The following is a 21,726-nucleotide window of genomic DNA, read 5'->3' on the forward strand; positions in this document are numbered from 1 at the left end:
ATCTGACCTGCGTTTTTGCCGCTATAGGATGATGTTGGCGGTGACCGGCGGGGGCGCTTGGAGGCTCTCGGGATCCAGCCCGTCGAGCAGCCACATGAGCTTTCGGCGCTCGAATGTGAGCTTGGGGTCGGCGTAGTCCGGGCGGTGCTCCCACCTGAAGGTGCCCTCGGCCAGGTAGCAGTAGTAGAGCACCCAGCCGTTGACGTCGAACCTCAGCATCTTCATCTTGAGGCAGTCGCGGCTCACGAAGCAGTACAGCGCCCCGTCCTGGGGATCCTCGCCGAAGTCGGTGGAGACGATGCTGGCCAGGCGTTGGATGCCGGCCCGCATGTCGGTCGGGTGCCTGGAGATGAGGATCCTGTCCGGTGAGGTGAGCGGGTTCACAGCGACGCCACCGCCCTGAGCACCGCGGCGATGTCGGCCTCCGCCGCACCTGCGGGCACCTCGACGCCCGCGCCGTTGACGCTGATGCGGATGGCGGGGCGATGGTCGGGGGTCGGTGCCGGGATGGGCGCGGCGGCCGCGACAACAGGCGCTGCTGGTGCGGGGTCGTCCGCCTTTGCGAGAGCGACGCTGTCCCTGAGCTCGGCGCGGCTCAGCTCGATCCACCCGCCGCCCTTGGGCTCGCGGCGCCCGAAGGTCTCCGGGTCCTCGTCCTGGAACCTGTGCAGCCACAGGTAGAAGGTCGACGTGCTCATGCGGTTGAGCTTGGTCCACTCCATCACGCCCGTGTCGCTGGCGAGGAACTGCTCGATCTGCTGCCGGCGCATGGCCCGGCGCTCGTCTGGCTTCATCATCGTCATCGCAACCCCAATCTCTCGTTGACTGGGGGCATTGTCCCGCGGTGCTAGATCAAGCTGAAGACGCGGCAGTTATGGCGCTTACAGATTAAAGGGGCAACCCGCACAGTACCTCCGTGTATTTTGATTAAACTTACCGAATGGGAAGATTCCAGGAGAAATTGAAGAATCTTCCCATTTGGTACTATAATGCCCATCGTTGCTGAAATAGTACGAAATGGGAAGATTATGCATTCGGATGCGCAGATAACGTTTGGCCAGGGAAAGCCTCGCAACCCACGAGGGAAAATCCGCGATGCCGAAGATTTGGGCCAGGCTATTCGGAAGCGCCGCAAGAAACTGGGCCTGACGCAGGTGCAACTTGCCGATGCCTGCCAGTGCTCCCCTCGCTTCATCGGTGAGCTGGAGCGCGGAGTGGCGGGCGGTAACATCAAGCAAGTGCTCTACGTGTGCCAGTCCATAGGACTTGATTTGTACGCCAGAGGGAGGGGAGAAGATTGAGGCTCGAAGTCTATCGCGACAGCCGGGAGGGCATGGAACTGGTTGGGGCATTTGCTTCGACCGATTTCGGAATCCGCTTCTTCTACGACGTTCGATACGTGCAGCGGGGAGAAGAAAAGGGCGAGTTTGGCATCTCGGAGAGCATGCCGCTCGATTTCGGGTGCTACGAGCCCCAGGAATATGCTCCCTTTTTCCAAGGGCTTTTGCCCGAAGGCGTTGTGCTCGCCAATTTGGCCGAGCGTTACCAAGTGCCCCGCAATGATTTTCTTGCCTTCTTCGAGAAGCTCGGATGCGAGAGCATTGGCGCCCTCACGTTCGTTGCCGAGGGATCGCGATTGACCGATTTCAAGCCGTCCTATGCCCCCTTGGAAAACTCAGTGGTGGAGCAGTTGCGCGAAGACGCGGAGCGGGCGGTGACGGAGATGACCGATGAGCTGAGGCTTTCTCTCTCAGGAGCGCAATCGAAGGTGGCTTGGTACTTGCCTGAAGAGGTCGATGCTCGAGATGCGGCTCTGAGCGATTGGAAGCTGCCGCTTGGGACGGCACCGTCCTCGCATATCGTAAAGGTCGCTCGAAGAGGCAGGGAGGAGCTCGCCTACAACGAATTCGTATGCATGGAGATCGCCCGGCAGTGCGGTTTTGCGACACCTGACGTTGCCCTCATCCCCGAGATTCCGGGCGCCATTGCTGTTAAGCGCTACGATCGCGTTCTACTTGGCGAGGACGGTCTTCTGCGGTTGCACCAAGAGGATTTCTGTCAAGCGCGCGGACTTCCCCTCTATTTGAAATACGCTGATGCGCATCCCGAAGTTAGCTATGTTCAAGTCATCGCCAAGCTTGTTGATGCAGTTTCCGAGCGTCCGGCGCAAGAGAGACTCGAGATGGCGCGTCGGCTGCTGTTCCACTATCTTATTGGGAACTCGGACAACCATCTTAAGAATTACGCCTTTCTCTATAGCGAGGACTGGAAGCATCGCGCGCTGGCTCCCCTGTACGATTTGACATGCATTCCGTTGACGGGCTATTCGACAAAAATGGCTTTTGCGCTCGGTGCCCACAGGGAGCTGAGCGATATTACGACTGACGACTTGGCGCGCACGGCTGAGGATATGCGCGTTTCGCGGAAGGCGGCGAAGGAGGAGGCGCGACTGCTTGCGGAGCGGTTCGAAGCCATTCACCCAACCAGCTTCGTCGAATTTGATACCCAGGCTATGGCAAAGCGCGTCACGGAGAACGCCGCTCCTCGGTTAGCTGTGCTTAAGTCGTTCGCAGGCTAATGCCGTTGAGAACGGCAAGTTTTTCGAGGATTGCGACATTTCAGCCGTTGCGACCGGTTCGAGGATCGCTAGCAACTCTTTTCGATCAGGTGTTTTATCTGGTGTCTCTGCATTTGCGGCTACCTAGCGGCCTTCTGAGTCTCTCGATGTCGAAAACCTGCGAAAACTTGCCAGATTTGAAGAGGGAAACATGCACGGGCTGCCGTGATCGGGCGACAGGCTGGATGGAAACAACTTCGCAGAGGTGAGGAGGTGCAGGCGAAGCAGAATTCGTGATGGTGGGTTCGTTCGTGGAATGTTGTGAAAGCGGAAACGGCGGCAGGTGGCATGGCGGGCTATAATGGCGGGCAGTGATTCTTTCGGAAAGGATGCTCATGCATCGAGTGATTTTGCACGGGTCGTGCCGGGCCGATGGGCGCAGTGCCGCGCTGGCCGACGAGCTGTTTAACGCCTGTATCGAGGAGTGCCCGGACGACGGGGTATCCATCGTGTCGGTGTCGTCCACCGAGGTGGGGCCGTGCATCGGCTGCGACAAGTGCCGTGCAGCCGCCGACGAGCCCATCCACCTGTTCGAGGAGGGCGATCCGCTGCTGCCCCAGGAGGCGGTGGCGGAATCCGGTGCCCTGTTCCACCACTGCGTCATCGACGACGACATGAACGAGGTGCGCAAGCACCTGGACGCGGCCGACGAGCTCATCGTGGTGTGCCCGGTGTACTTCGCCAGCGTGCCGGCCCAGATGAAGGCGCTGCTCGACCGCCTGCAGCCCTATTACTTCACCGACCTGCGCACGCGGCCTAAGCGGCCCGCTGTCATTCACGTGGTGGGGGTAGGCGGCGATCCGCACGGGTTCGAGCCGCTCATCGGCACGGTGCGCTCGGCGTTGTCCGTGGCTGGGTTCACCGTGGAACTCGTGCTCGACTGGGTGGGGAAGATCCGCGCCGACGGCGAGATCACCGCCGAGGCCGAGGAGTACCCGCTGCCCCCCGTCGGCGGCTTCGGCGCCATGGGTCTCGACTTCGACGACGACTACGAGGTCGTGGAAGTGGAAGGTACGGAAGAGGTCGAAGAGGCCGAAGAGGCGAAAGACGAGGTCGAAAGGATCGAGATCGCCGACGCGGACGACGCTTGGGACGGCTTCCGGGATGCGGACGATTCCCGTAGGGGCGGACCTCGGTCCGCCCTCCCAACTGCCGACGACTCTCGCGAGGATGTTCGCCCGAAGGATCGCGCGAAGCTGTCCGTGAGCCAGAAGGCGCCCGCTCCCAAGCAGGGCGCTCCGAAGTCGGGCTCCCGCGGTCCGCGCAAGTCTTCCAGCAAGGGCGGCGGCCCGGCCTACGGGAAGAAGAACACCAAGAAGAAGGGCAACGGCCGTGGTGGCCATCGATAGCTACGCCGGCGGCGATGGGCGCCTGTCGCCGCTCTCTACGCCGAGTGCCACCCGTGCGGTGCTCGAGGCCCACGGCATCGGCACCAAGTACACCTTGGGCCAGAACTTCCTCGTGAACGACGACGTGCTGAAGAAGATCGTCGCCCTGGCCGAGGTGGGGGAGAACGACCGTATCCTGGAGGTGGGCCCCGGCATCGGCACGCTCACCATCGCGCTTCTGAAGCACGCCGCCAGCGTCATCGCCATCGAGCGCGACCCCGACCTGCCCGCCGTCCTCGCCGACACCCTGCACCCCTGGCGCGAGAAGTTCGCCCTCATCGAAAAAGACGCTCTCGATGTAACCAGGGATGACATTGTTTCAGTCGCCTCAACCATGGTTGAGCCCGGCGGGGATGCGGGGTGCCTTGACCGAGCGAGTTCCGCGGCGAACGAAACAGCCCAGTGGGCTGTTTCGCAGAGCGAGGACTGTCTGAGCGAATCAAGGTACCGCGTGGCTGTGCCCCAGGAGGAGCTTCGGCCGAGTCTTCCCAGCAAGCTGGTCGCGAACCTTCCCTACGCTGTCGCCGCCACAGTCGTGCTCGACTACTTCGAATCCTTCCCCTTCCTGGACTCCGCCACCATCATGGTGCAGAAGGAAGTGGCCGACCGCATGGCCGCCGCCGTGGGCACGAAGAACTACGGCGCCTACACCGTGAAGCTCGGGCTGTACGTCGAGCCAGCTGGCCGCTTCGCCGTGGGGCCGGGCAACTTCTTCCCGCCGCCCCGGGTGGATTCCGCTGTCATCCGACTGAACCGCCGTGTGCCGCTTATGGCCGACGGCGCGCCGGCGTCTCCGGAGGTCATCGCTGCTGCGGCCCTGATGGCCGACGCCGCCTTCACCAACCGCCGCAAGACCATCGCCAACTCCTGCAAGACCTACTTCTCCGGCCGCGGCCCGATCTCGCTGGGCGCGGGCCCGTCGGCGCAGGAGGGCGCCCCGGGCATTGTGCTTCCCGACGGCGCTGCCATTGCCGAGCGCCTGGCCGCCATCTTCGATGCCGCCACCATCGACCCCCGCCGCCGCGGTGAGACCCTGACCCAGCAAGAATTCCTCGCCCTCGGCGCCGCCCTCTTGAAAGTGACGGCGGCTTAGCGGAGTCGCGCCAATATCACCTCCGATCTTCTGGTGGATGTGGCCCAGGCTTTGGGAATGTGTGTGGAAGTCACGCTGGCGCCCGCGGCGGTGCACAATGGCGAGCCTGACGAAGAACGAGTGGGCCTCTAGGCCCTGGAAATGAGCGGGCTGTGAGGCCCTGGAAGTGAGCGTGCCATGGGAAAGACGGCGGGACGGGCAAGGTTCGCGCGCATCGGCATCGCGGTGGCGGTGCTCGTGGTGCTCGCGGGCATCGGCGTGGCCCTGGCCGCGACGGTGGGCGGCTTGGCCCCGGCCGGAGGATCGAATGCCCTGGTGGTGGAAGAGCCGACGACGCGGCCCCAAGACACGTTGGAGGCGGAGCCAGAGACTTCGGCCGACGCCGCTGCGCAAGAGGCTCCGGTCGAAGAGGCGGCGCCGCCCGCGCCCACCCCTTCCACGACCGGCGCGCTCAAGGTCGTCGGCGCCCAGCTCACCGATGCCGCCGGCGAGCCAGTGCAGCTGCGCGGCGTCTCCACCCACGGCCTGGCCTGGCACCCCCAGTACGTGAACCAGGAGTTCTTTACCGAATTGCGCGAGGTGTGGGGCGCCAACGTCGTGCGCCTGGCCACCTACTCGGCGGAGGAGGGCGGTTATGCCACGGAGACGGGCGACCGGGCGGCGCTGAACGACCTGGTGGTGCGCGGCGTCCAGTACGCCCAGGCCGCCGATTTGTACGCGGTGGTCGACTGGCACACCCTGTCGGATGCGAACCCCCTCACGAACCAGTGGGCCGCCGAGGAGTTCTTCCGCTCCGTGTCCGGCGCCCTGGGGGACGCGGACAATGTCATCTACGAGATCTGCAACGAGCCCAACGGCAGCACGAGCTGGGCCGACATCAAGGCCTATGCCGAGGCGGTCATTCCCATCATCCGTGCCAACGACCCCGATGCGGTCATCGTCGTGGGGACGCCCACCTGGTCGCAGGATCTCGCCGCCGCGGCGGCCGATCCGCTGCCCGACGCCAACGTCATGTACGCGCTGCACTTCTACGCCGCCACTCACGAAGATGACCTGCGCCACGCGCTTTCCACGGCGGTGGCCGGCGGTCTGCCCGTGTTCGTGACCGAGTTCGGGATCTGCGAGGCGAGCGGCGCCGGCGAGATCGACTACGCTTCGGCGAACCTGTGGGTGCGCCTCATGAACGAGCTGGACGTGAGCTACATCTGCTGGAACCTGTCGAACAAGGACGAGACGGCGGCCCTGTTCAAGCCCGGCTGCGCGAAGACCTCCGGCTTCACTCTGGACGACCTCACTGATGAGGGCCTGTGGCTCGTCGACACGCTGAAGAGCCCCGGCTTTTCCCGCGAGGAGGTGGCGCTGGCCCGGGCCGAGGTGAAGGACAACAGCGCCGGAGCCCAGATGCTCGTCTCCGCCGACGACACCCTGCAGTGGACCTTCCAGGTGGCCGACCGCTGGGAGGAGGGTGGCCGCAGCTTCTTCCGCTACGAGATGGCCGGCTCGAACTACAGCGCCGGCGTGAAGAGCTGGTCGGTGACAGTGCCCTTCAACGGCGAGGTGACCTTGGAGGACGCGTGGAACTGTCAGGCTTCGGCCTCGGGCACGCGGCTTGCTATCACCAACGACGCCCACAACGGGAACGTTCCCGCCGGGGCCTTCGTGCGCGATGTGGGCTTCATCGTGAGCGGCCCGGCGGATTTGGCCGTGGTGGAGTACGAGTAGCGCGCGGCTTCCCCTCCGCTCGCCAGTTCTCCTTTTGACGGCGACAGGTGCGCGCATACAATAGTTGTCGCAGTGTCACGGCAGACGATTTAAGGGAGGTTCGGTTGTGCGCACGGTAAGACTGGCGACGGAGGCAGACGCGGCAGGCATTCTGGCCGTGTACGCGCCCTATATCCGAGATACGGCGGTCACGTTCGAAACCGAGACCCCCTCGTTGGACGCCTTCCGCTGTCGCATGGCCTCTATCATCGGCGACTATCCCTATCTGGTGGTGGAAGAGGACGGCTCCATCGTCGGGTTCGCCTACGCGCACCGGCTGGGGGAGCGCGCCGCCTATGCGTGGAACGCCGAACTGTCCATCTACTTCGCGCCGGGCTACACCTCCCGAGGGTGGGGCAGCGTGCTGTTCTGGGCGCTCATCGACCTTCTGGCCCTGCAGGGCGTGCGCAACGCCTACAGCCTCATCACGGTGCCCAACGAGGTGAGCCTGGCTCTGCACGAGAAGCTGGGTTTTACGCTCATGGGCGTTCAGAAGGAGGCCGGTTACAAGCTCGGCGCCTGGCACGATGTGGCGTGGCTGCGCATGGCCATCGGCGACTTCTCGGTGGCCCCCGAGCCCCGCATGGCGCTTTCCGCCATGGATCCCGACCAGGTGACCGAGGTGCTCGCTGCGGCCGAGGCCGCTCTGGCGCGCCTCAATTGAGAGGGCGATTGACCTAGCTGCGACGCCGCAGCGGTTGGCGCGGGGAACGTGCCGGGAATTTGTGACGGTTTGGGGACGGCTCTGCCGCGACCACGGCGCCGCCGATACCCGCTATACTGGCTTTCGGAAAACGAGAGCGACTGAAGGCGGGGGAACGTTCATGGAGCAAAAGATGGAGCAGGCGCGGGCCGTGCTGGCGAGCCGTTTCGGCTATGACGCGTTCCGGCCGGGTCAAGAGGCGGTGGTCTCGGCACTGCTGGCCGGTCGCGACGTGCTGGCGGTCATGCCCACCGGTGCCGGCAAGTCGGTGTGCTACCAGGTGCCGGCCGTCGTCATGGAGGGCATGGCGCTCGTCGTGAGCCCGCTCGTGTCGCTCATGGCCGACCAGGTTCGGGCCGTGCAGGAAGCGGGCATCCGCGGGGCGTACCTGAATTCCACGCTGGCGCCCGGACAGCAGGCCGAGGTGCTGCGCCGGGCGGCCGAGGGCGCCTATGACCTCATGTACGTGGCTCCCGAGCGCCTGGCCGATCCGCGCTTCGCCGAGTTCGCCCGTACGGCGCGGCTCGCGCTGATCGCCGTGGACGAGGCCCACTGCGTGTCCCAATGGGGTCAGGACTTCCGCCCCTCGTACCTCTCCATCGGCCAGTTCATCGCTGAGCTGCCCGTCCGCCCTCCCGTGGCGGCGCTCACGGCCACGGCCACCGATCTGGTGCGCCGCGACATCGTGCGCCTTCTGGGCCTGCGCGACGCGGCCTGCACGGTCACGGGCTTCGACCGGCCCAACCTGCGTTTCGCAGTGGAGCGGCGCGAGCCCAAGCAGAAGCTGGCGCGCCTGGATGCCTTCATCGACGAGCGACGGGCCGAGTCGGGCATCGTCTACTGCGCCAAGCGGGCGACGGTGGAGGAGGTGTGCGACCACTTGCGCGAGCGGGGCGTCGCGGCCACGCGCTACCATGCGGGGCTTTCGGCCGAGGAGCGCGAGCGTAACCAGCGGGCCTTCGTGAACGATACGGCCCCGGTCATGGTGGCCACCAACGCCTTCGGCATGGGCATCGACAAGTCCAACGTCAGCTACGTGGTGCACTACAACATGCCCGGGTCGGTGGAGGCCTACTACCAGGAGGCCGGCCGCGCCGGGCGCGACGGAAGCCCGGCCGAATGCCTACTTCTGTGGTGCGACGGCGACATCGCCACGGGCCGTTTCTTCATCGAGCAGGAATCGACCCACGAGGGGCTCACGGCCGAGGAGGCCGAGGTGGTGCGCGCGAGCCGCCGCCGCATGCTGGAGTCCATGGTCGGCTACTGCTACACCACCGGTTGCCTGCGCGCGTACATTCTCCGCTACTTCGGGGAAGGTGGTCATGACGAGGCACTCCCGTCGCAGGGAGGGGCGACCGAGGTCGCCCCCTACGGTGGGGCGGGTGCCGGCGGCGCAAACCTGCTTGACGGTGCTGCCTGCGCCCCAGACTCCCGCGATGGCCATGCCGCCTGCGACCCCACCCTCCGTAGGGGTGGATCTTGGTCCGCCCTCCCGACCGAGGAAAATTCTGCAAGCTCGTCGGCGAAGCGGTGCTGCTCGAACTGCGACGGGGAATTCGAGGCCGTGGACGTCACCGCCGAGGCTCGCGCCATCATGCGCTGCGTGCAGGCTCTGCGCGGCCGCTTCGGCAAGACGACGGTGGTGGACGTGCTGCGCGGCGCCGACACCGAGAATCTGCGCCAGTGGGGCCTGGTGAACCTGCCGGTCTACGGCACCTCCGAGGCTCGGCGCGCCCTGCTCATGGAAGTGGTGGAGCTCTTGGCTGCCGACGGGTATCTCGCCATCACCGAGGGGAAGTTCCCGCTTGTGGGCTTCGGCCCCCGCTACCGTGAGGCCGCTGAGCCCGATTTTGCGCTGCGCATCAAGCAGACGCCGAAGGTGCGCAAGGGGAGCGCGGCCAAACCGCCGAAGGCTGCCCGCGCGGGCGCTGCCGATCTCGCCGAGGTGGACGCCGAACTCTTCGAACGTTTGCGCGCCCTGCGCTTGGCGCTCGCCCAGGAAGCTGCCGTGCCGCCCTACGTCATCTTCCACGACGCCACCCTGGCCGCCATGGCCGCCGCCCGCCCCGCCACGGAAGAGGAGCTGCTGGCCCTCCCCGGCGTCGGCGAGAAAAAACTCGCCACCTACGGCAAGGCGTTCCTGGAAGAGATCGCGTCTGTCCCCGAAGCAACTGAAGTTGAGTAGGCTCGGAGGGGCCGAGGGGGCCCGCGCGCAGGTTGCGCAGCGACTGGAACAGCCCAGTGGGCTGTTCCACAAAGCGAGCCATTGCTTGAGCACGGGTTCCCTCGGCCCCTCCGAGCCGGACAGCTTCCTTCTCCTTTCCTGCTTCCCATGCTTCAATTCCCCGTTACAACCTTGTTTCTAGGCGAATTGCGGGGCGAATTGCTCAGGTTTCGCGGTAGCATGGTCGCAGGCAATTCCGATCGTGAGGAGCACCATGACCAAGATTCAAATGACCACGCCGCTTGTGGAGATGGACGGCGACGAGATGACCCGCATCATCTGGCAGATGATCAAAGACGAGCTGATCTGCCCGTTCGTCGATCTCAAGACTGAGTACTACGATTTGGGTCTGGAGAACCGCAACGCTACCGACGATATGGTCACCTTCGAGTCCGCCGAGGCCACCAAGCGTTTGGGCGTGGCCGTAAAGTGCGCCACCATTACGCCGAACGCTGCTCGGGTGGAGGAGTACGACCTGAAGCAGATGTGGAAGAGCCCCAACGGCACCATCCGCGCGATGCTCGACGGCACGGTGTTCCGCACCCCCATCATTGTGAAAGGCATCGAGCCCTGCGTTCGCAACTGGACGCGCCCCATCACCATCGCCCGCCACGCCTATGGCGACGTGTACAAGAACGCCGAGATCCGCGTGCCCGGCCCCGGCAAGGTGGAGCTTGTGTACACCGGCGACGACGGCACGGAGATCCGCGAGCTGGTGCACGAGTACGACGGCGCCGGCGTGGCCCAGGGCATGCACAACCTGGACGCCTCCATCGCGAGTTTCGCCATGAGCTGCTTCGAGTTCGCCCTGGACACCAAGCAGGACCTGTGGTTCGCCACCAAGGACACCATCTCCAAGAAGTACGACCACCGCTTCAAGGACATCTTCCAGGAGATCTACGACGATAAGTACGCGGCCCGCTTCGAGGAGGCCGGCATCGAGTACTTCTACACGCTCATCGACGACGCCGTGGCCCGCGTCATGAAGGCCGAGGGCGGTTTCATCTGGGCCTGCAAGAACTACGACGGCGACGTGATGAGCGACATGGTGTCGAGCGCCTTCGGATCGCTCGCCATGATGACCTCGGTGCTCGTGAGCCCGGCCGGCGTGTACGAGTACGAGGCCGCCCACGGCACCGTGCAACGCCACTACTACAAGCACTTGGAAGGCAAGGAAACCTCCACCAACTCCGTGGCCACCATCTTCGCCTGGTCGGGGGCCCTGCGCAAGCGCGGCGAGCTGGACGGGCTGGACGAGCTGATCGCCTTCGCCGACAAGCTGGAGAAGGCGACGCTCGATACCATCGAGGCCGGCGAGATGACCGGCGACCTCGCCCGCATCACCACGCTGCCGAATCCCACGACGCTTTCCACCGGCGAATTCATCCAGGCCATCGCCAAGCGCCTGGCGGCATAGGCATCGCGCTTCCCCGGCAATGCATTTGCGGAAGGCCCGACTGCGCAAGCTGCGCGGCCGGGCCTTTTTCGCGACAGCTCTCTATCTCGGGGCAACGCTACCCGGCATCTCTACTTCGCCAGGGCGCGGGGGAGCACCTCCGGGTTCACGCAGTTCTCGGGGATGCGGCCGAGCACGACGTCGATGGCGTTTTGGGTGCAGCGGGTGCGCAGCTCCACGGCCGACTCCTCGGACCAGTAGGCGGCATGGGACGTGAGCACCGTGTGGGGCGCATGCATGATGGGCGCATCGGGGCTCACGGGCTCGGACTCGAACACGTCGATGCCGGCGCCCCAGAGCTTACCGGCGGTGAGCGCGGCCGCCACGGCGTCGGTGTCGATGACGGCCCCGCGGGAGGTGTTCACCACGATGGCGTCCTTCTTCATGAGTTTCAGATTGTCGGCGTTCAGCAAATGGCGCGTGGCCGGCACGAGGGCCACGTGGAAGCTCACCACGTCGACGGTCTTCAGCAGGTCTTCGAAGGCCACGTATGGGAAGCCCTCGGGGGTGAAGCGACCAGGGTGCCCCTCATGGTCCCACACCACCACGTTGAATCCGAGGCCGCGAGCCTTGCGCGCCGCCGCCCGACCGATGTGTCCGTAGCCCACGACGCCGAAGGTGCGGCCGTGCACCTGGCCCAAGGGGCGCCGGCGATGGAAGTCCCACACGCCGGCCCTCATATCGGCGTCGATCTCGTTGATGCGCCGCAAGACCGCAAGCGTGAGTGCCAGCGCGTGGTCGCTCACCACCTCGGTGCCGTAGCCCACCACGTTGCACACGGTGGTACCGTTGGCCGTGGCAGCGGCCACATCGATGTTGTCCACACCCGTGCCCGTCTTCGACACCACCTTCAACGACGGTAGTGCATCGAACACCTCGGCCGTGTAGCGCCCGTAGGAGGTGATGGCCCCGTCGGCGTCCTTCAAGTGCTCGATAATCTCGTCGGGCGTGCGGTTGCGCGCGTCGCTGAAGCTGCGGAACTGAATGCCCGCTGCCTCCACCATCTTCCGCTCGAAAGCGCAATCGTCGAAATCGAAGTCCGACATCACAATGGTGGCCATGGTTCCTCCCGTTTTCCGACCGTTCCGTTTCAGGGCCCATTGTAGCCCTCGCGCCCATTTCGCGCGGTACCGATCGCGCAACATCTTTATACTTACAGGCCCGAGGGTCGTTTGCACGGGTGCCTTTCGATCCGCATGCCTGCACGATGGTCGCCGTCGGGGATACAAGGTCAATTGAGTCGATGGGAGTCGAACATGAAGAAACTCGAGGGACGCGTGGCCATTGTGACCGGGGCCAGCTCCGGCGTGGGCCGCGGGCTTGCCAAGGTGCTCGCCGAGAACGGCGCGAAGATCTGCGCCTGCGCCCGCCGCGTGGAGAAGCTGGAAGAGCTGAAGGCGGAAGTGGAGGGTTTCGGTGGCGAAGTGCTGCCCGTGGCCTGCGATGTGACCGACGTCGAGCAGATCAACCATGTGGTCGTCCAGTGCGTCGAGCGCTTCGGCGGCATCGATATCCTCATCAACTGCGCCCAGGGCGCCATGCAGTACCGCGAGATCAACGACGTGGACGAGGCCTACACTCTGGAAGCCTTCGAGAGCGGCCCGCTCGCTTCCATGATGTTCATGAAGGCGTGCTTCCCCTACTTGAAGGAGAGCGGTCACGGGCGCATCATCAACACCGCCTCCGCGGCCGGTTACGACGGCAACGCGGGCTTCGGCGCCTACGGCATGGCCAAGGAGGCCATCCGCGCCATCACCCGCACGGCGGCCAACGAGTGGGGCCGCTACGGCATCACGGTGAACGTGTTTTTGCCTATCATCGCCACTGACTTCTTCCGCGAGACCCAAGCCGAGGCGTTGCGGAACCTGGAGTCGAAAACCCCGCTGGGCTATATCGGTACCACCGAAAAGGACTGTGCCCCGCTCATCGTGCTGCTCGTCAGCGACGAGGGCGGCTACTTTACCGGCCAGTCCTACATGGTAGACGGTGGCATCCACAAGCACTCGTAGGGCTGCCGCGCGGCTGTTCAGGCCGTGGCACGGAGGCATTTCAGCGGCGAAGGGGCGCCCACACCGCAGGGTGCGCCCCTTCGCCGTTGGTGCGGGCGGGGCGGCGGCATCGTGAAGCATTGCGCTCCCGTGGTCGGCAAGGCTCTTGAAGTGGCCTCCAAGCGGGGAATCCGTTAGGCGGTGTCGGTCTTCCCGCGACCGAAAAAAGTTGCGGGGCTTGACAATCGTGGTATGATATGGGGCTGTACTTGTACCGTCAGCACACGTGAGGAAGTTAGTCAATGGATTTGGCCAAGCAGGCAAAGATCGTCGATGGCATTCATGATACCTTGAATGATTTCGTCGGTCAACGACTGAAAGTGCGCGCCAACATGGGCCGCTCGAAGATCGTGGAGAGCGAAGGCGTGCTCACCCAGGTTCACCCGCAGCTGTTCATCATGGAGGTGGACCGCAAGCGCGGCCGCACCGCCCGTCAGTCCTACCAGTACGTGGACGTGCTCACCGGCATGGTGGAGCTGTCCCAGAACGGCGAGCCCCTGTTCGCCCCCTTTGTGGACGAGTCCATGGAGCTGATCGACTACGTTATGGAAGAGCGCGTGGTCTCTTAAGGGCAGCGCTTGACAACCGCCGCCAAATCGGGCAAACTACTGCCTTGCGCGAAAGCGCACACCTTCGTGGGGATGTAGCTCAGCTGGGAGAGCATCACGTTCGCAACGTGGGGGTCGTGGGTTCGAATCCCATCATCTCCACCACGGAAACCATGCGGGCCCCGAGATGATCGGGGCCCGTTTTGCGTTCGTGCGCGGATATGACATCAAATTTGCAGTTATCAGTGTTACCTCTATTGAACTGGTAGCATCTTCCAGTTATTTTTGACCTGGTGTTTTGCGCTCCGATGACAAAATATGCGCCGTAGAAGAGCCTCTGATATGCTGATAACTGCAAATTTGGATACAAAAACAGGTGGTTCACCGACAGAGAGTCGCATTGCCTGGGCGACTGCCGGATCGAGCGATGCGCTCTCATTGCCAAAATACCGGCTTGATATAAAGGGGGGAGGGTTTTCGTGGAACTGCCGTCGGATAAAAACCAACTGCGCCGGCACTTCAAGGCGGTGCGGGCCGGGCTGCTGGAAGGGGAGCGTCGGGCGATTGACGCGGCCATTGCGGGGAATGTGGCGGGGTTGCCTGAGTTCGCGGAAGCCGACGGGGTGTTCACGTATTTGAGCTTCGGGGCGGAAGTGGACACGCGGATTCTCATAGAATGCGCCTGGACAGTGGGGAAGGCCGTGGCCCTGCCGCGGGTGGTGCCCGGTACGCGCCAGATGCGGTGGTACGCGGTGGATTCCCTGGACTGCCTTGAGCGCAGCTCCTTCGGCGTGGAAGAGCCGCCAGCTGACCCGGCCCGCGAGGTGACGCCGCGCGACTTCCACACCCCTGTTGCCCTCGTGCCCGGGCTCGCCTTCGACCGCGAGGGCTACCGCCTCGGCTACGGCGGCGGCTTCTACGACACCTTCCTGCCCACGTTCCCCGGCACCTCCATGGGCCTCTGCCGCGCCGCCCAGCTCGCCGACCACCTCCCGCACGAGGACTATGACATGCCAGTGGACGAAGTGGTGACTGAGCACGGTTTGCGGGCACTTTCAAAAATCTCAAGCTGATTTTCGCAAAAAAGCGAGTTTGGTAGGGTTTGCGAAGCGTCGGCACCTTCCGAAACGGCAACCTGGGGGCAATAAGGGTCGGCAGACGAGCGTTTTCTCAAATCCCCACCCTACTAACTTGAGTTTTTGCCAAATTTCTCGGGATGATTTCCGTTTCCCCTCTGCGGGTATGCGGCGTAAGGTTGCGAACGGGGCCGGCTCCATGCTCTCCCTGCTTTGCGCAAGCCATCCCCGATGAAAAGCCCCGCCGGGGGAGGGGTCGGCGGGGCTGGGGGAATGGCGCGATGCGGGTGCCCGCGGGCGCAGTCGACCGCGGGTCGAGCGGTCTACTCGTTGGCGAGCGCGCTGCGGGCGGCGATGCGGCCGAAGGCCAGGCACTCGCCCAGGTTGCCGCCGCCCTGGTAATGGCCCGACCACACCGAGCCGAACTCGCCGGCGGAATAGAGGTGCGGAATGACGTTGCCCTCGATGTCGATGATCTCGCCCTTGGCGTTGCGCACGGGGCCGCCGTCGGTGTTCAGCATCTGCGGCCGCTGCATCATGATGTAGAACGGCGGGGTCTTCACCGGGGTCAGCGTGCTCGGCGGCCGGAAGAAGGAGAGGTCCTTGCCGTTCTCGCAGTAGCCGTTCCACACGGTCACGGTTTCGACGAACTCGTCGACGGGCAGGTTCGCCTGGGCTGCCAGATCCTCCAGCGTGTCGGCCTTGTAGCCGAAGCCCTCGGCGACCGGGTCGGTGCCTTGGAAGGCGTAGGCGCCGGCGTCCATGGCGGCCTGGTCGCAGACGAACCAGCTGATTTCGGGCATGGGCAAAAGGTGCCAGTTGCCGCCGAACTGCATGTGGCCGTGGCGCGAACCCACCGCGGCGTTCATGGGCACGCCCGCGTAGAACTGGTCCCAATCGAAGGTGCAGCAGGCGTCCCAATCCATGTAGAAGCGCCGTCCGTTGTCGCCTACGGTAATGCCGAGGTTCTTGAGCGGGCTGCCCGAGCCGTTGTACTTGCCCCATCCCGAATCGTCGAGCTTGCGGATGGTGTTCCAGAAGCCGGCGCCGGAATTCATGTGCCACTCGGCGACGTTCAGCAGGGCGCAGATGCGGTGGCCGTCGCCGGTGTTCTCTTGGGCGGCGATGGGAGTCACCGTGGGCTGGGAGAAATAGTTGGCCATCATATCGGGGTTGCTCTCGAAGCCGCCGCAGGTCATGATGACGCCCTTGTTCGCCTTTACGCGCACGTCGTTCTTGCCGTCGTTGTAGATGCCGCCGAGCACCGCTTTGGTGGTCGGATCTTGCACCAGGGCCACGAGCGGGCACTCGGTCTTCAGCGTGACGGAAGGCAGGCCGCCCACCACCTCGTTCATGAACTTGGTGACGTGGTCCCACTTGCTGTCCTCGGCGGTGAATGCGGCGTAGTCGATGGCCGCGGAATGCTCCAGCTCGGGGTATTCGGGGAAGCAGGCGTAGTCGGTGGTGCCGGGGACGATGGTCAGATCGGTGTCGGCGGCGCCGAGCTCCTTGATCCAATCGAGATTGCGGGTCAGTTCGGTCGCGAAGGCGGCGAGCACGTCGTCGGGCGTGCCCGTGTCGCTGTGGCGCAGCTCCTTCAGATAGTCGAGGGCCGCTTGCTCGCGGTCGGCGCTCGTGTACATGAACCAGCCGCTGGAAAACGGGCTGTTGCCGTTGCCGAGGGGGCTTGTGCCCTTCTCGATGAGCAGGCACGAGGCATCGGGGCTCTCCTTGCCCACGGTGACGGCCGCGGCCACGCCGGCCAGGCCCGCGCCCACGACGAGCACGTCGGTTTCCTCGTCCCAGGCGAAGTCGCCGTCTGCGGCTGGTGCGCTCTCGGAGGCGCCGCCTTTCGAGCTGCAACCTGCCAGGCCCATGCCCGTCAGCCCCGCAACGAGAAGCGTCGTTCCCGCGGTCTTCACGAAGGACCGGCGGCTCTGTGCCATTGCCATGATAATCTCCCTTCCGATAGGTTCTCCTTCGCTGCATGGATGCGGAGAATTTGCTACCATGCAGTGGCTCGATCATGGAGGGAAAATGCTTCGGGCGAAACTCCCGTTTTAGGGTAATTTCGAGCATTGGCTCCATGGATGCTTTGCCCAAAAATTGGGCAAATATGAAGATGATCAGGCGATATGCGGCATTCGTCGCAGGATGGGGGAGGGGCGATGCGCGAAGGAACGAAAAAGCGGATCCCATCGCTTGACAGCGTGCGGCGGATGGCGGCGTGCTTCTTCAGCGTGCTCTTCACCGTTCCGTACTTGCAGCACAACCTCTACCACACGACGTTGTTCTCCGGATTCGGGGCGCAGCAGTTCGTCGTTTTCGCCCTTTTCTCCCTGATTTTTGCCGCTGGGCTGATTGGCTGCATCGTGGGCTGCGAACGCATTGGGCGAATTCTTCGCCCCCTCAGCGTTGCCGCCGCGGCGTCCGTCGTGGCAACAGGCGGTACGGTGATGCTTTGGTTTGCTCCCTCAGTGGGTTCCGATGCGGCGCTGATATGGGGTGCTTTGGGCGCCGGCTGTTACGCCCTCGGTCTGGTGGCCCTCGGAGCCCGGATGTTCCTCATGCTCGGCGTTCTTGCGCGACGGGAGGGCTTGAAGGCAGTTCTGGCACTCGTGGTTTTGGCAGCGCTCTGCGGCCATGTGGCATTCGCGTACTCGGCGCCTGCGCCCTTCTACGCGTTTATCGCCGTGGCCGGTCTCAGCTTGAGCGGCATCGCCCAGCTTTGCTTCGGGCTTTTGGCCGTCCCCGCGTCTGCCGCGGCGGACGGGGGAGAAGTTCCTTCCCCGTGCGACGCCGACCTCTATGGAAACGGGTGGCGCTTCTTCTACGTCATCTTTTTCGCGACGGTGCTCGTGCACGGTCTGCTCTATGTGGCCGATCCGGCGCTGGAATATTTGGGCGATGCGCCGCTGTCCCGCGGGGTGACGTTTTTGCTCCTGTTCGCGCTCAGCGTGCTCATGCTCGCGACGTCTTCGAAGGCATCGCGGTACCTGCGTGCGGTGTGCCTGTTCGGCAACGGGCTTTTCGCGGTGCTGTTCTTGGGGCTTGTGGCTGTGAGCTTCTCTTCGCTTACCCACGGCGATTTCTCCGCGGCCGCCGGCGTGGTGCTGGCGCTCATCCGCGTGTTCGATGTCCTTCTGCTCGTCGCCATGTTCGTGAGCGCGTTTTTGAAGGGGTCGAATCTGGTGCGCACGGCGGCCGTGTATCTGCTGGCGCTCTTCTGGCTGCCGACGACGTTCGCCTACGTGCTGCTTCCCCTCGCCACCGCCGGCCACGCCCTCGACGCCGGCACGCTGCTCGGCCCGGCGTCGCTGGTCATTGCCGCGGTACTGGCTCTGGCCATCGTCGCGTTTCTGACCCTTTTCATGGTGAAAGCGGCGCGGCCCTTGTCGGCTGCGCGTCCCGCTGCGGAAAAGGAGGGGCGCAGGGAAGCCTGCGATGCTCTCGCGGAACAACACGACCTCACTCGGCGCGAGGGGGAGATTCTCTACTATATATCCCTCGGCTACTCGAGCAAGGCCATTGCCGAGAAACTCTTCGTGGCGCCCGGCACCGTGCAGTCCCACACCAAGCGCATTTACGCGAAGCTGGGCGTGCATGCAAAACAAGAACTTATCGAGTTGGTGAATCGGGAGGAAGGGGACGGTTAGTGTCCTGCCTGCTCGAGCTGGGTCGTCGCAAGGGCTTCGTGCCGCCGTGGTTGATGGTTGTGGCGAGGGGGTGCTGCTTGACGAGGGCCATCATCACCACCGTGACGGCCACCATGGGCACGAACCACAAAAACAGGGGCACGAGCGCGTCGGAGTAGCCCTGGGCGATGACGGCCTGGGCGGAGGCGGGCAGCTTGTCCATGAGGGCCGGGGTGATGTGGGCCACGGAGATGTTGTCGGTGGCCGGCAGCGTGGCGGAAAGCGCGGCGGTCAGGCGCGAGGTGAACAGGGTGCCGATGAGCGACGCCCCCAGCACCGAGCCGATCTCGCTGAAGAAGTTGTAGGCCGCCGTGGCCGCGCCCACCATGGCGTGGGGGAACTCGTTTTGCACCACCAGGGTGAGGATCTGCATGCCGAAGCCGATGCCGAAGCCCAGGATGAACAGGAACACGAGCGGCAGCCAGAACGCCTCGTGCACCTGCAGGGTGGACATGAGGAAGAAGCCCACGGCGGCGATGGCGCTCGAGGCGACGAGCATCCACTTGTACTTCCCCGTGCGGGCCGCAATGAAGCCGCTGGCCGTGGACGTGATGAAGATGCCGATGCTCATGGGCACGCACATGAGGCCCGCGAGCTCGGGGCTCATCTCGTCGACGATTTGGAAGTAGGTGGGCAGGTAGGTGACCGTGCCCATGAACGCCACGTCGATGATGAGGCTCGTGACGGCGCAGAGCACGAAGTTGCGGTTGCGGAAGAGCGAGAGCGGCATGACCGGTTCGGTGGCCCGGCGCTCCACCAGCACGAAGGCCACGGCCGAGGCGACGCACAGGGCAAACAGCCCGATGATCTCCCAGCTGTCCCAGGCGTACAGGGCGCCGCCCCAGGCGCTGGCCAGCACGAGCGAGGTGACGGACAGGCCCAACAGCGCCGCGCCCGCGTAGTCGATGACGGCGCGTTTCTTCTGGGCGGTGCGTCGGGGGAGGAACGCGCCGAGGGCCGCCAGGGCGAGGCCCGCGAGCGGAATGGTGAACCAGAAGATCCACCGCCAGCCCGGCACCTGCACGAACCAGCCGCCGAGCACCGGGCCCAGCACGTTGGAGGTGGTGAAGACGGCGCCCATGATGCCCATGTAGGCGCCGAGTTTCCGCGGGGGCACCACATCCGAGATGATGGCGTAGGCCAGAATGCCCAGGCCGCCTCCGCCCAGGCCCGACAGGCAGCGGCCGCAGATAAGCATCTCCATGGACACGGCCAGGCCGCACACCGCCTTGCCCAGGGCGTACAGCGCCAGGGCCACCATGATGACGTGCTTGCGGTTGTACAGGTCGCTGATCTTGCCGTAGACGGGCATGACCACGGTGCTCACCAGGATGTAGGCGGTGGAAATCCACTGCATCATCTCCACGCCGCCCAAATCGCCCACGATGGTGGGCAGCGCCGTGGCGGCGATGGTCTCGGACAGCGAGTTCACGAACATCGCCAGCAGAAGCCCTGTGAATATGAATGCCAGCCGGCGGCCGTGCACGGCCCCGTCCGACGTGTGCTCGTCCGCATTCGCGCCCATGATGTCATTCCTCGCGTTCGATGTATGCCCAGTCGAACTCCATTGTAGGAATGCCGGCGCGGCCTCCCGAGAAAGGCCCCAACTTGAAACGTTCCCGATGCCAACCTGCTGTTTGTCAGCTTCGCCGCGCCTTGCGGGCCCTACCCGAACCAGGCTCTTGCCAGGGCTTCTATGCCGGGGCGGATGTCTTCCTCGCGGATGGAGCTGAAGCCGACGAGCACGATGCCGCCGGGGCGGTGGGCGGGGTCGGCCCAGTACTTCTTCGTGGGATACACGGCCACGTCTGCCGCCGCGGCCGCGGCGATGAGCTCGTCCTGGCCGCGACCGTCGCGCACGCGCACCAAGAGGTGCAGGCCGGTGCCGCACTCCAGCACCTCCACGCGCTCACCCATGCACTCCCGCAGCGCGGCGGTGAGGGCGTCGTACTTGCGGCGGTTCTTCGCCTGCACTCGGCGCAGGTGCCTGTCCCACGAGCCGTCGGTCATGAAGCGGGCCAGCACCTTCTGGTTCAGCCACGGCACCGGCGAATAGGAGTTGGCGAACAGCTCGCGCCAGCGGGCCAGCAAGGGCTCCGGCAGCACCAGGTAGTTCATGCGCAAGGCCGGCGAGAGCGACTTCGAGAACGTGCCCATGTAGATGACGCGCCCGCGGGTGTCCATGGAGGCTAGGGGCGGCAGCGACCGTTCCCGGTAGCGGAAATCGCGGCAGTAGTCGTCCTCCAGGATGTAGGCGTCGGTGCGCTCGGCCCAATCGAGCACCCGCTCGCGTATGTCCGTGGGCATGATGCGGCAGGTGGGGAACTGGCTCGACGGCGTCAGGTACACGAGCCGCGCCCCCGAGGCCTCCAGATCCTCCAGGAACGCGTCGTAGCCCTCCGTCACCCGGCACGGCGCGATGGCGAAGCGGGCCCGCTCGATGACCGAGCGCACCCCGTCGTAGCCGGGGTCCTCCATGGCCACGGTGTCCGCGGCGCCGTCGAACAGGGCCAGCAGGTTCTGCACGCTCGTCTGGGTGCCGCCCTGGACGATGACCTGGCCTGGGGTGCAGTCGATGTCGCGCTGGGTGGCGATGCGCCAGGCGATGGCCACGCGCAGGGCCTCCTCGCCGAAGGGGTCGTTGTAGGCGTCACAGCCGGCGCTTTCCACCGACAGCAGCACGTCGTCGGTGATGGTGCGCCAGGCGAGTGCCGGGAAGGTGCCCGGTTCCAGGTTGCCGTAGGTGAAGTCGTAGCGGGCCCGCCGCGCCGGCGACCCCAGCAGCACGGCGCAGGCGGGGGAGGCGGCCGTGGGCTGCAGGTAGGCCACGTTCTGCACCACGTACCCGCTGCCCGGCCGGCTTTCCACGTAGCCCTCCTGGGTGAGCAGGTGGTAGGCCTGCTCCACGGTGTTGCGGGCGCAGCCGAGGTCGCCGGCGAGCCCCCGGATGGAGGGGAGCTTCGCCCCTGCGGGCCGCGTGCCGTCCTCGATGTCGGCCCGCAGCTGGTCGAAGAGCTGCTGGTAGAAGGGGATGTCGCTGTGGTCGTCCAGGTGCATGGGGCCTCGCTTTCTTTTCCTGACTTAGAAGCTTAGCAAATGTGGACGGTTGGTGGAGGC

18 protein-coding genes and 1 tRNA gene are annotated in these 21,726 nt (G+C 64.8%); 13 read left to right on the top strand and 6 right to left on the bottom strand.

Translation table 11 applies throughout. The features are described from left to right. Positions 1 to 21: 21 nt before the first annotated feature. Both tnpB and ACW4QM_RS01075 read right to left on the bottom strand, forming a co-directional pair. Positions 22 to 384, bottom strand: coding sequence for an IS66 family insertion sequence element accessory protein TnpB (tnpB, locus tag ACW4QM_RS01070; protein WP_237974138.1), 363 nt, complete (start codon positions 382 to 384; stop codon positions 22 to 24). Beyond that, the gene (locus ACW4QM_RS01075; RefSeq protein WP_237974137.1) at positions 381 to 803 is read right to left on the bottom strand and encodes a hypothetical protein; all 423 of its coding nucleotides are present in this window, start codon (positions 801 to 803) and stop codon (positions 381 to 383) included. The genes tnpB and ACW4QM_RS01075 overlap by 4 nt, the downstream gene beginning before the upstream one ends. A 225-nt stretch (positions 804 to 1,028) precedes the next feature. Between ACW4QM_RS01075 and ACW4QM_RS01080 the strand changes: the two genes are divergently transcribed. The 8 genes from ACW4QM_RS01080 (at position 1,029) to ACW4QM_RS01115 (ending at position 11,203) form a co-directional block, all read left to right on the top strand. Further along, positions 1,029 to 1,301, top strand: a complete 273-nt coding sequence (locus ACW4QM_RS01080; protein WP_022739396.1) for a helix-turn-helix domain-containing protein — start codon at positions 1,029 to 1,031, stop codon at positions 1,299 to 1,301. Next, positions 1,298 to 2,578, top strand: coding sequence for a HipA domain-containing protein (locus tag ACW4QM_RS01085; protein WP_237974136.1), 1,281 nt, complete (start codon positions 1,298 to 1,300; stop codon positions 2,576 to 2,578). Before ACW4QM_RS01080 ends, ACW4QM_RS01085 begins: the two co-directional genes overlap by 4 nt. A 374-nt stretch (positions 2,579 to 2,952) precedes the next feature. Continuing rightward, positions 2,953 to 3,966 (top strand): flavodoxin family protein, encoded by a 1,014-nt coding sequence (locus ACW4QM_RS01090; RefSeq protein WP_237974135.1) that lies wholly within the window; start codon positions 2,953 to 2,955, stop codon positions 3,964 to 3,966. After that, the gene (locus ACW4QM_RS01095) at positions 3,950 to 5,098 is read left to right on the top strand and encodes a ribosomal RNA small subunit methyltransferase A (RefSeq protein WP_237974134.1); all 1,149 of its coding nucleotides are present in this window, start codon (positions 3,950 to 3,952) and stop codon (positions 5,096 to 5,098) included. The genes ACW4QM_RS01090 and ACW4QM_RS01095 overlap by 17 nt, the downstream gene beginning before the upstream one ends. A gap of 177 nt (positions 5,099 to 5,275) precedes the next feature. Continuing rightward, positions 5,276 to 6,820 (top strand): cellulase family glycosylhydrolase, encoded by a 1,545-nt coding sequence (locus ACW4QM_RS01100; protein ID WP_161127914.1) that lies wholly within the window; start codon positions 5,276 to 5,278, stop codon positions 6,818 to 6,820. A 106-nt stretch (positions 6,821 to 6,926) separates the two neighbouring features. Continuing rightward, positions 6,927 to 7,523 (top strand): GNAT family N-acetyltransferase, encoded by a 597-nt coding sequence (locus ACW4QM_RS01105; RefSeq protein WP_161127913.1) that lies wholly within the window; start codon positions 6,927 to 6,929, stop codon positions 7,521 to 7,523. Between the two features lie 160 nt (positions 7,524 to 7,683). Continuing rightward, the gene (locus ACW4QM_RS01110; protein WP_455798101.1) at positions 7,684 to 9,747 is read left to right on the top strand and encodes a RecQ family ATP-dependent DNA helicase; all 2,064 of its coding nucleotides are present in this window, start codon (positions 7,684 to 7,686) and stop codon (positions 9,745 to 9,747) included. Between the two features lie 253 nt (positions 9,748 to 10,000). Beyond that, the gene (locus ACW4QM_RS01115) at positions 10,001 to 11,203 is read left to right on the top strand and encodes an NADP-dependent isocitrate dehydrogenase (RefSeq protein ID WP_161127527.1); all 1,203 of its coding nucleotides are present in this window, start codon (positions 10,001 to 10,003) and stop codon (positions 11,201 to 11,203) included. 110 nt (positions 11,204 to 11,313) lie between these two features. On the opposite strand, the gene ACW4QM_RS01120 is transcribed toward ACW4QM_RS01115, so the two are convergent. Beyond that, the gene (locus ACW4QM_RS01120) at positions 11,314 to 12,303 is read right to left on the bottom strand and encodes a C-terminal binding protein (protein WP_161127526.1); all 990 of its coding nucleotides are present in this window, start codon (positions 12,301 to 12,303) and stop codon (positions 11,314 to 11,316) included. A 195-nt stretch (positions 12,304 to 12,498) separates the two neighbouring features. Here ACW4QM_RS01120 and ACW4QM_RS01125 point away from each other — a divergent pair, with 195 nt between their 5' ends. From ACW4QM_RS01125 to ACW4QM_RS01140, 4 genes are all read left to right on the top strand, one after another. Further along, entirely contained in the window at positions 12,499 to 13,251 is a 753-nt protein-coding gene (locus ACW4QM_RS01125; RefSeq protein ID WP_161127525.1) for an SDR family NAD(P)-dependent oxidoreductase, read from the top strand. A gap of 281 nt (positions 13,252 to 13,532) precedes the next feature. Then, complete coding sequence (locus ACW4QM_RS01130; RefSeq protein ID WP_016308269.1) at positions 13,533 to 13,859, top strand: Veg family protein; 327 nt, start codon at positions 13,533 to 13,535, stop codon at positions 13,857 to 13,859. Between the two features lie 68 nt (positions 13,860 to 13,927). After that, a tRNA-Ala gene (locus ACW4QM_RS01135) sits at positions 13,928 to 14,003 on the top strand. A gap of 314 nt (positions 14,004 to 14,317) precedes the next feature. Next, positions 14,318 to 14,911 (top strand): 5-formyltetrahydrofolate cyclo-ligase, encoded by a 594-nt coding sequence (locus ACW4QM_RS01140; RefSeq protein ID WP_161127524.1) that lies wholly within the window; start codon positions 14,318 to 14,320, stop codon positions 14,909 to 14,911. Positions 14,912 to 15,237: 326 nt separating this feature from the next. Here ACW4QM_RS01140 and ACW4QM_RS01145 read toward each other — a convergent pair whose 3' ends face one another. After that, positions 15,238 to 16,866: an FAD-binding protein gene (locus ACW4QM_RS01145; RefSeq protein ID WP_161127523.1), complete on the bottom strand. Its 1,629-nt coding sequence runs from the start codon at positions 16,864 to 16,866 to the stop codon at positions 15,238 to 15,240. Between the two features lie 216 nt (positions 16,867 to 17,082). Between ACW4QM_RS01145 and ACW4QM_RS01150 the strand changes: the two genes are divergently transcribed. Continuing rightward, positions 17,083 to 18,570 carry a helix-turn-helix transcriptional regulator gene (locus ACW4QM_RS01150; RefSeq protein ID WP_161127522.1) on the top strand — a complete coding sequence of 496 codons (1,488 nt, stop codon included), beginning with the start codon at positions 17,083 to 17,085 and terminating at the stop codon, positions 18,568 to 18,570. Here ACW4QM_RS01150 and ACW4QM_RS01155 read toward each other — a convergent pair. Both ACW4QM_RS01155 and pdxR read right to left on the bottom strand, forming a co-directional pair. Further along, positions 18,533 to 20,134 (bottom strand): MDR family MFS transporter, encoded by a 1,602-nt coding sequence (locus ACW4QM_RS01155; RefSeq protein WP_161127521.1) that lies wholly within the window; start codon positions 20,132 to 20,134, stop codon positions 18,533 to 18,535. The two genes, ACW4QM_RS01150 and ACW4QM_RS01155, sit on opposite strands and share 38 nt — an antisense overlap. A 140-nt stretch (positions 20,135 to 20,274) precedes the next feature. Beyond that, complete coding sequence (gene pdxR / locus ACW4QM_RS01160; protein ID WP_161127520.1) at positions 20,275 to 21,666, bottom strand: MocR-like pyridoxine biosynthesis transcription factor PdxR; 1,392 nt, start codon at positions 21,664 to 21,666, stop codon at positions 20,275 to 20,277. Between the last annotated feature and the right edge of the window lie 60 nt (positions 21,667 to 21,726).

The organism is Adlercreutzia sp. CNCM I-6207, from assembly GCF_977072305.1.

Coding starts and splice junctions, on each gene's coding strand:
- ACW4QM_RS01075 (WP_237974137.1), bottom strand. CDS start 803: ATGACGATGATGAAGCCAGACGAGCGCCGGGCCATGCGCCGGCAGCAG.
- ACW4QM_RS01080 (WP_022739396.1), top strand. CDS start 1,029: ATGCATTCGGATGCGCAGATAACGTTTGGCCAGGGAAAGCCTCGCAAC.
- ACW4QM_RS01090 (WP_237974135.1), top strand. CDS start 2,953: ATGCATCGAGTGATTTTGCACGGGTCGTGCCGGGCCGATGGGCGCAGT.
- ACW4QM_RS01100 (WP_161127914.1), top strand. CDS start 5,276: ATGGGAAAGACGGCGGGACGGGCAAGGTTCGCGCGCATCGGCATCGCG.
- ACW4QM_RS01110 (WP_455798101.1), top strand. CDS start 7,684: ATGGAGCAAAAGATGGAGCAGGCGCGGGCCGTGCTGGCGAGCCGTTTC.
- ACW4QM_RS01115 (WP_161127527.1), top strand. CDS start 10,001: ATGACCAAGATTCAAATGACCACGCCGCTTGTGGAGATGGACGGCGAC.
- ACW4QM_RS01120 (WP_161127526.1), bottom strand. CDS start 12,303: ATGGCCACCATTGTGATGTCGGACTTCGATTTCGACGATTGCGCTTTC.
- ACW4QM_RS01125 (WP_161127525.1), top strand. CDS start 12,499: ATGAAGAAACTCGAGGGACGCGTGGCCATTGTGACCGGGGCCAGCTCC.
- ACW4QM_RS01130 (WP_016308269.1), top strand. CDS start 13,533: ATGGATTTGGCCAAGCAGGCAAAGATCGTCGATGGCATTCATGATACC.
- ACW4QM_RS01145 (WP_161127523.1), bottom strand. CDS start 16,866: ATGGCAATGGCACAGAGCCGCCGGTCCTTCGTGAAGACCGCGGGAACG.
- ACW4QM_RS01150 (WP_161127522.1), top strand. CDS start 17,083: ATGCGCGAAGGAACGAAAAAGCGGATCCCATCGCTTGACAGCGTGCGG.
- ACW4QM_RS01155 (WP_161127521.1), bottom strand. CDS start 20,134: ATGGGCGCGAATGCGGACGAGCACACGTCGGACGGGGCCGTGCACGGC.
- pdxR (WP_161127520.1), bottom strand. CDS start 21,666: ATGCACCTGGACGACCACAGCGACATCCCCTTCTACCAGCAGCTCTTC.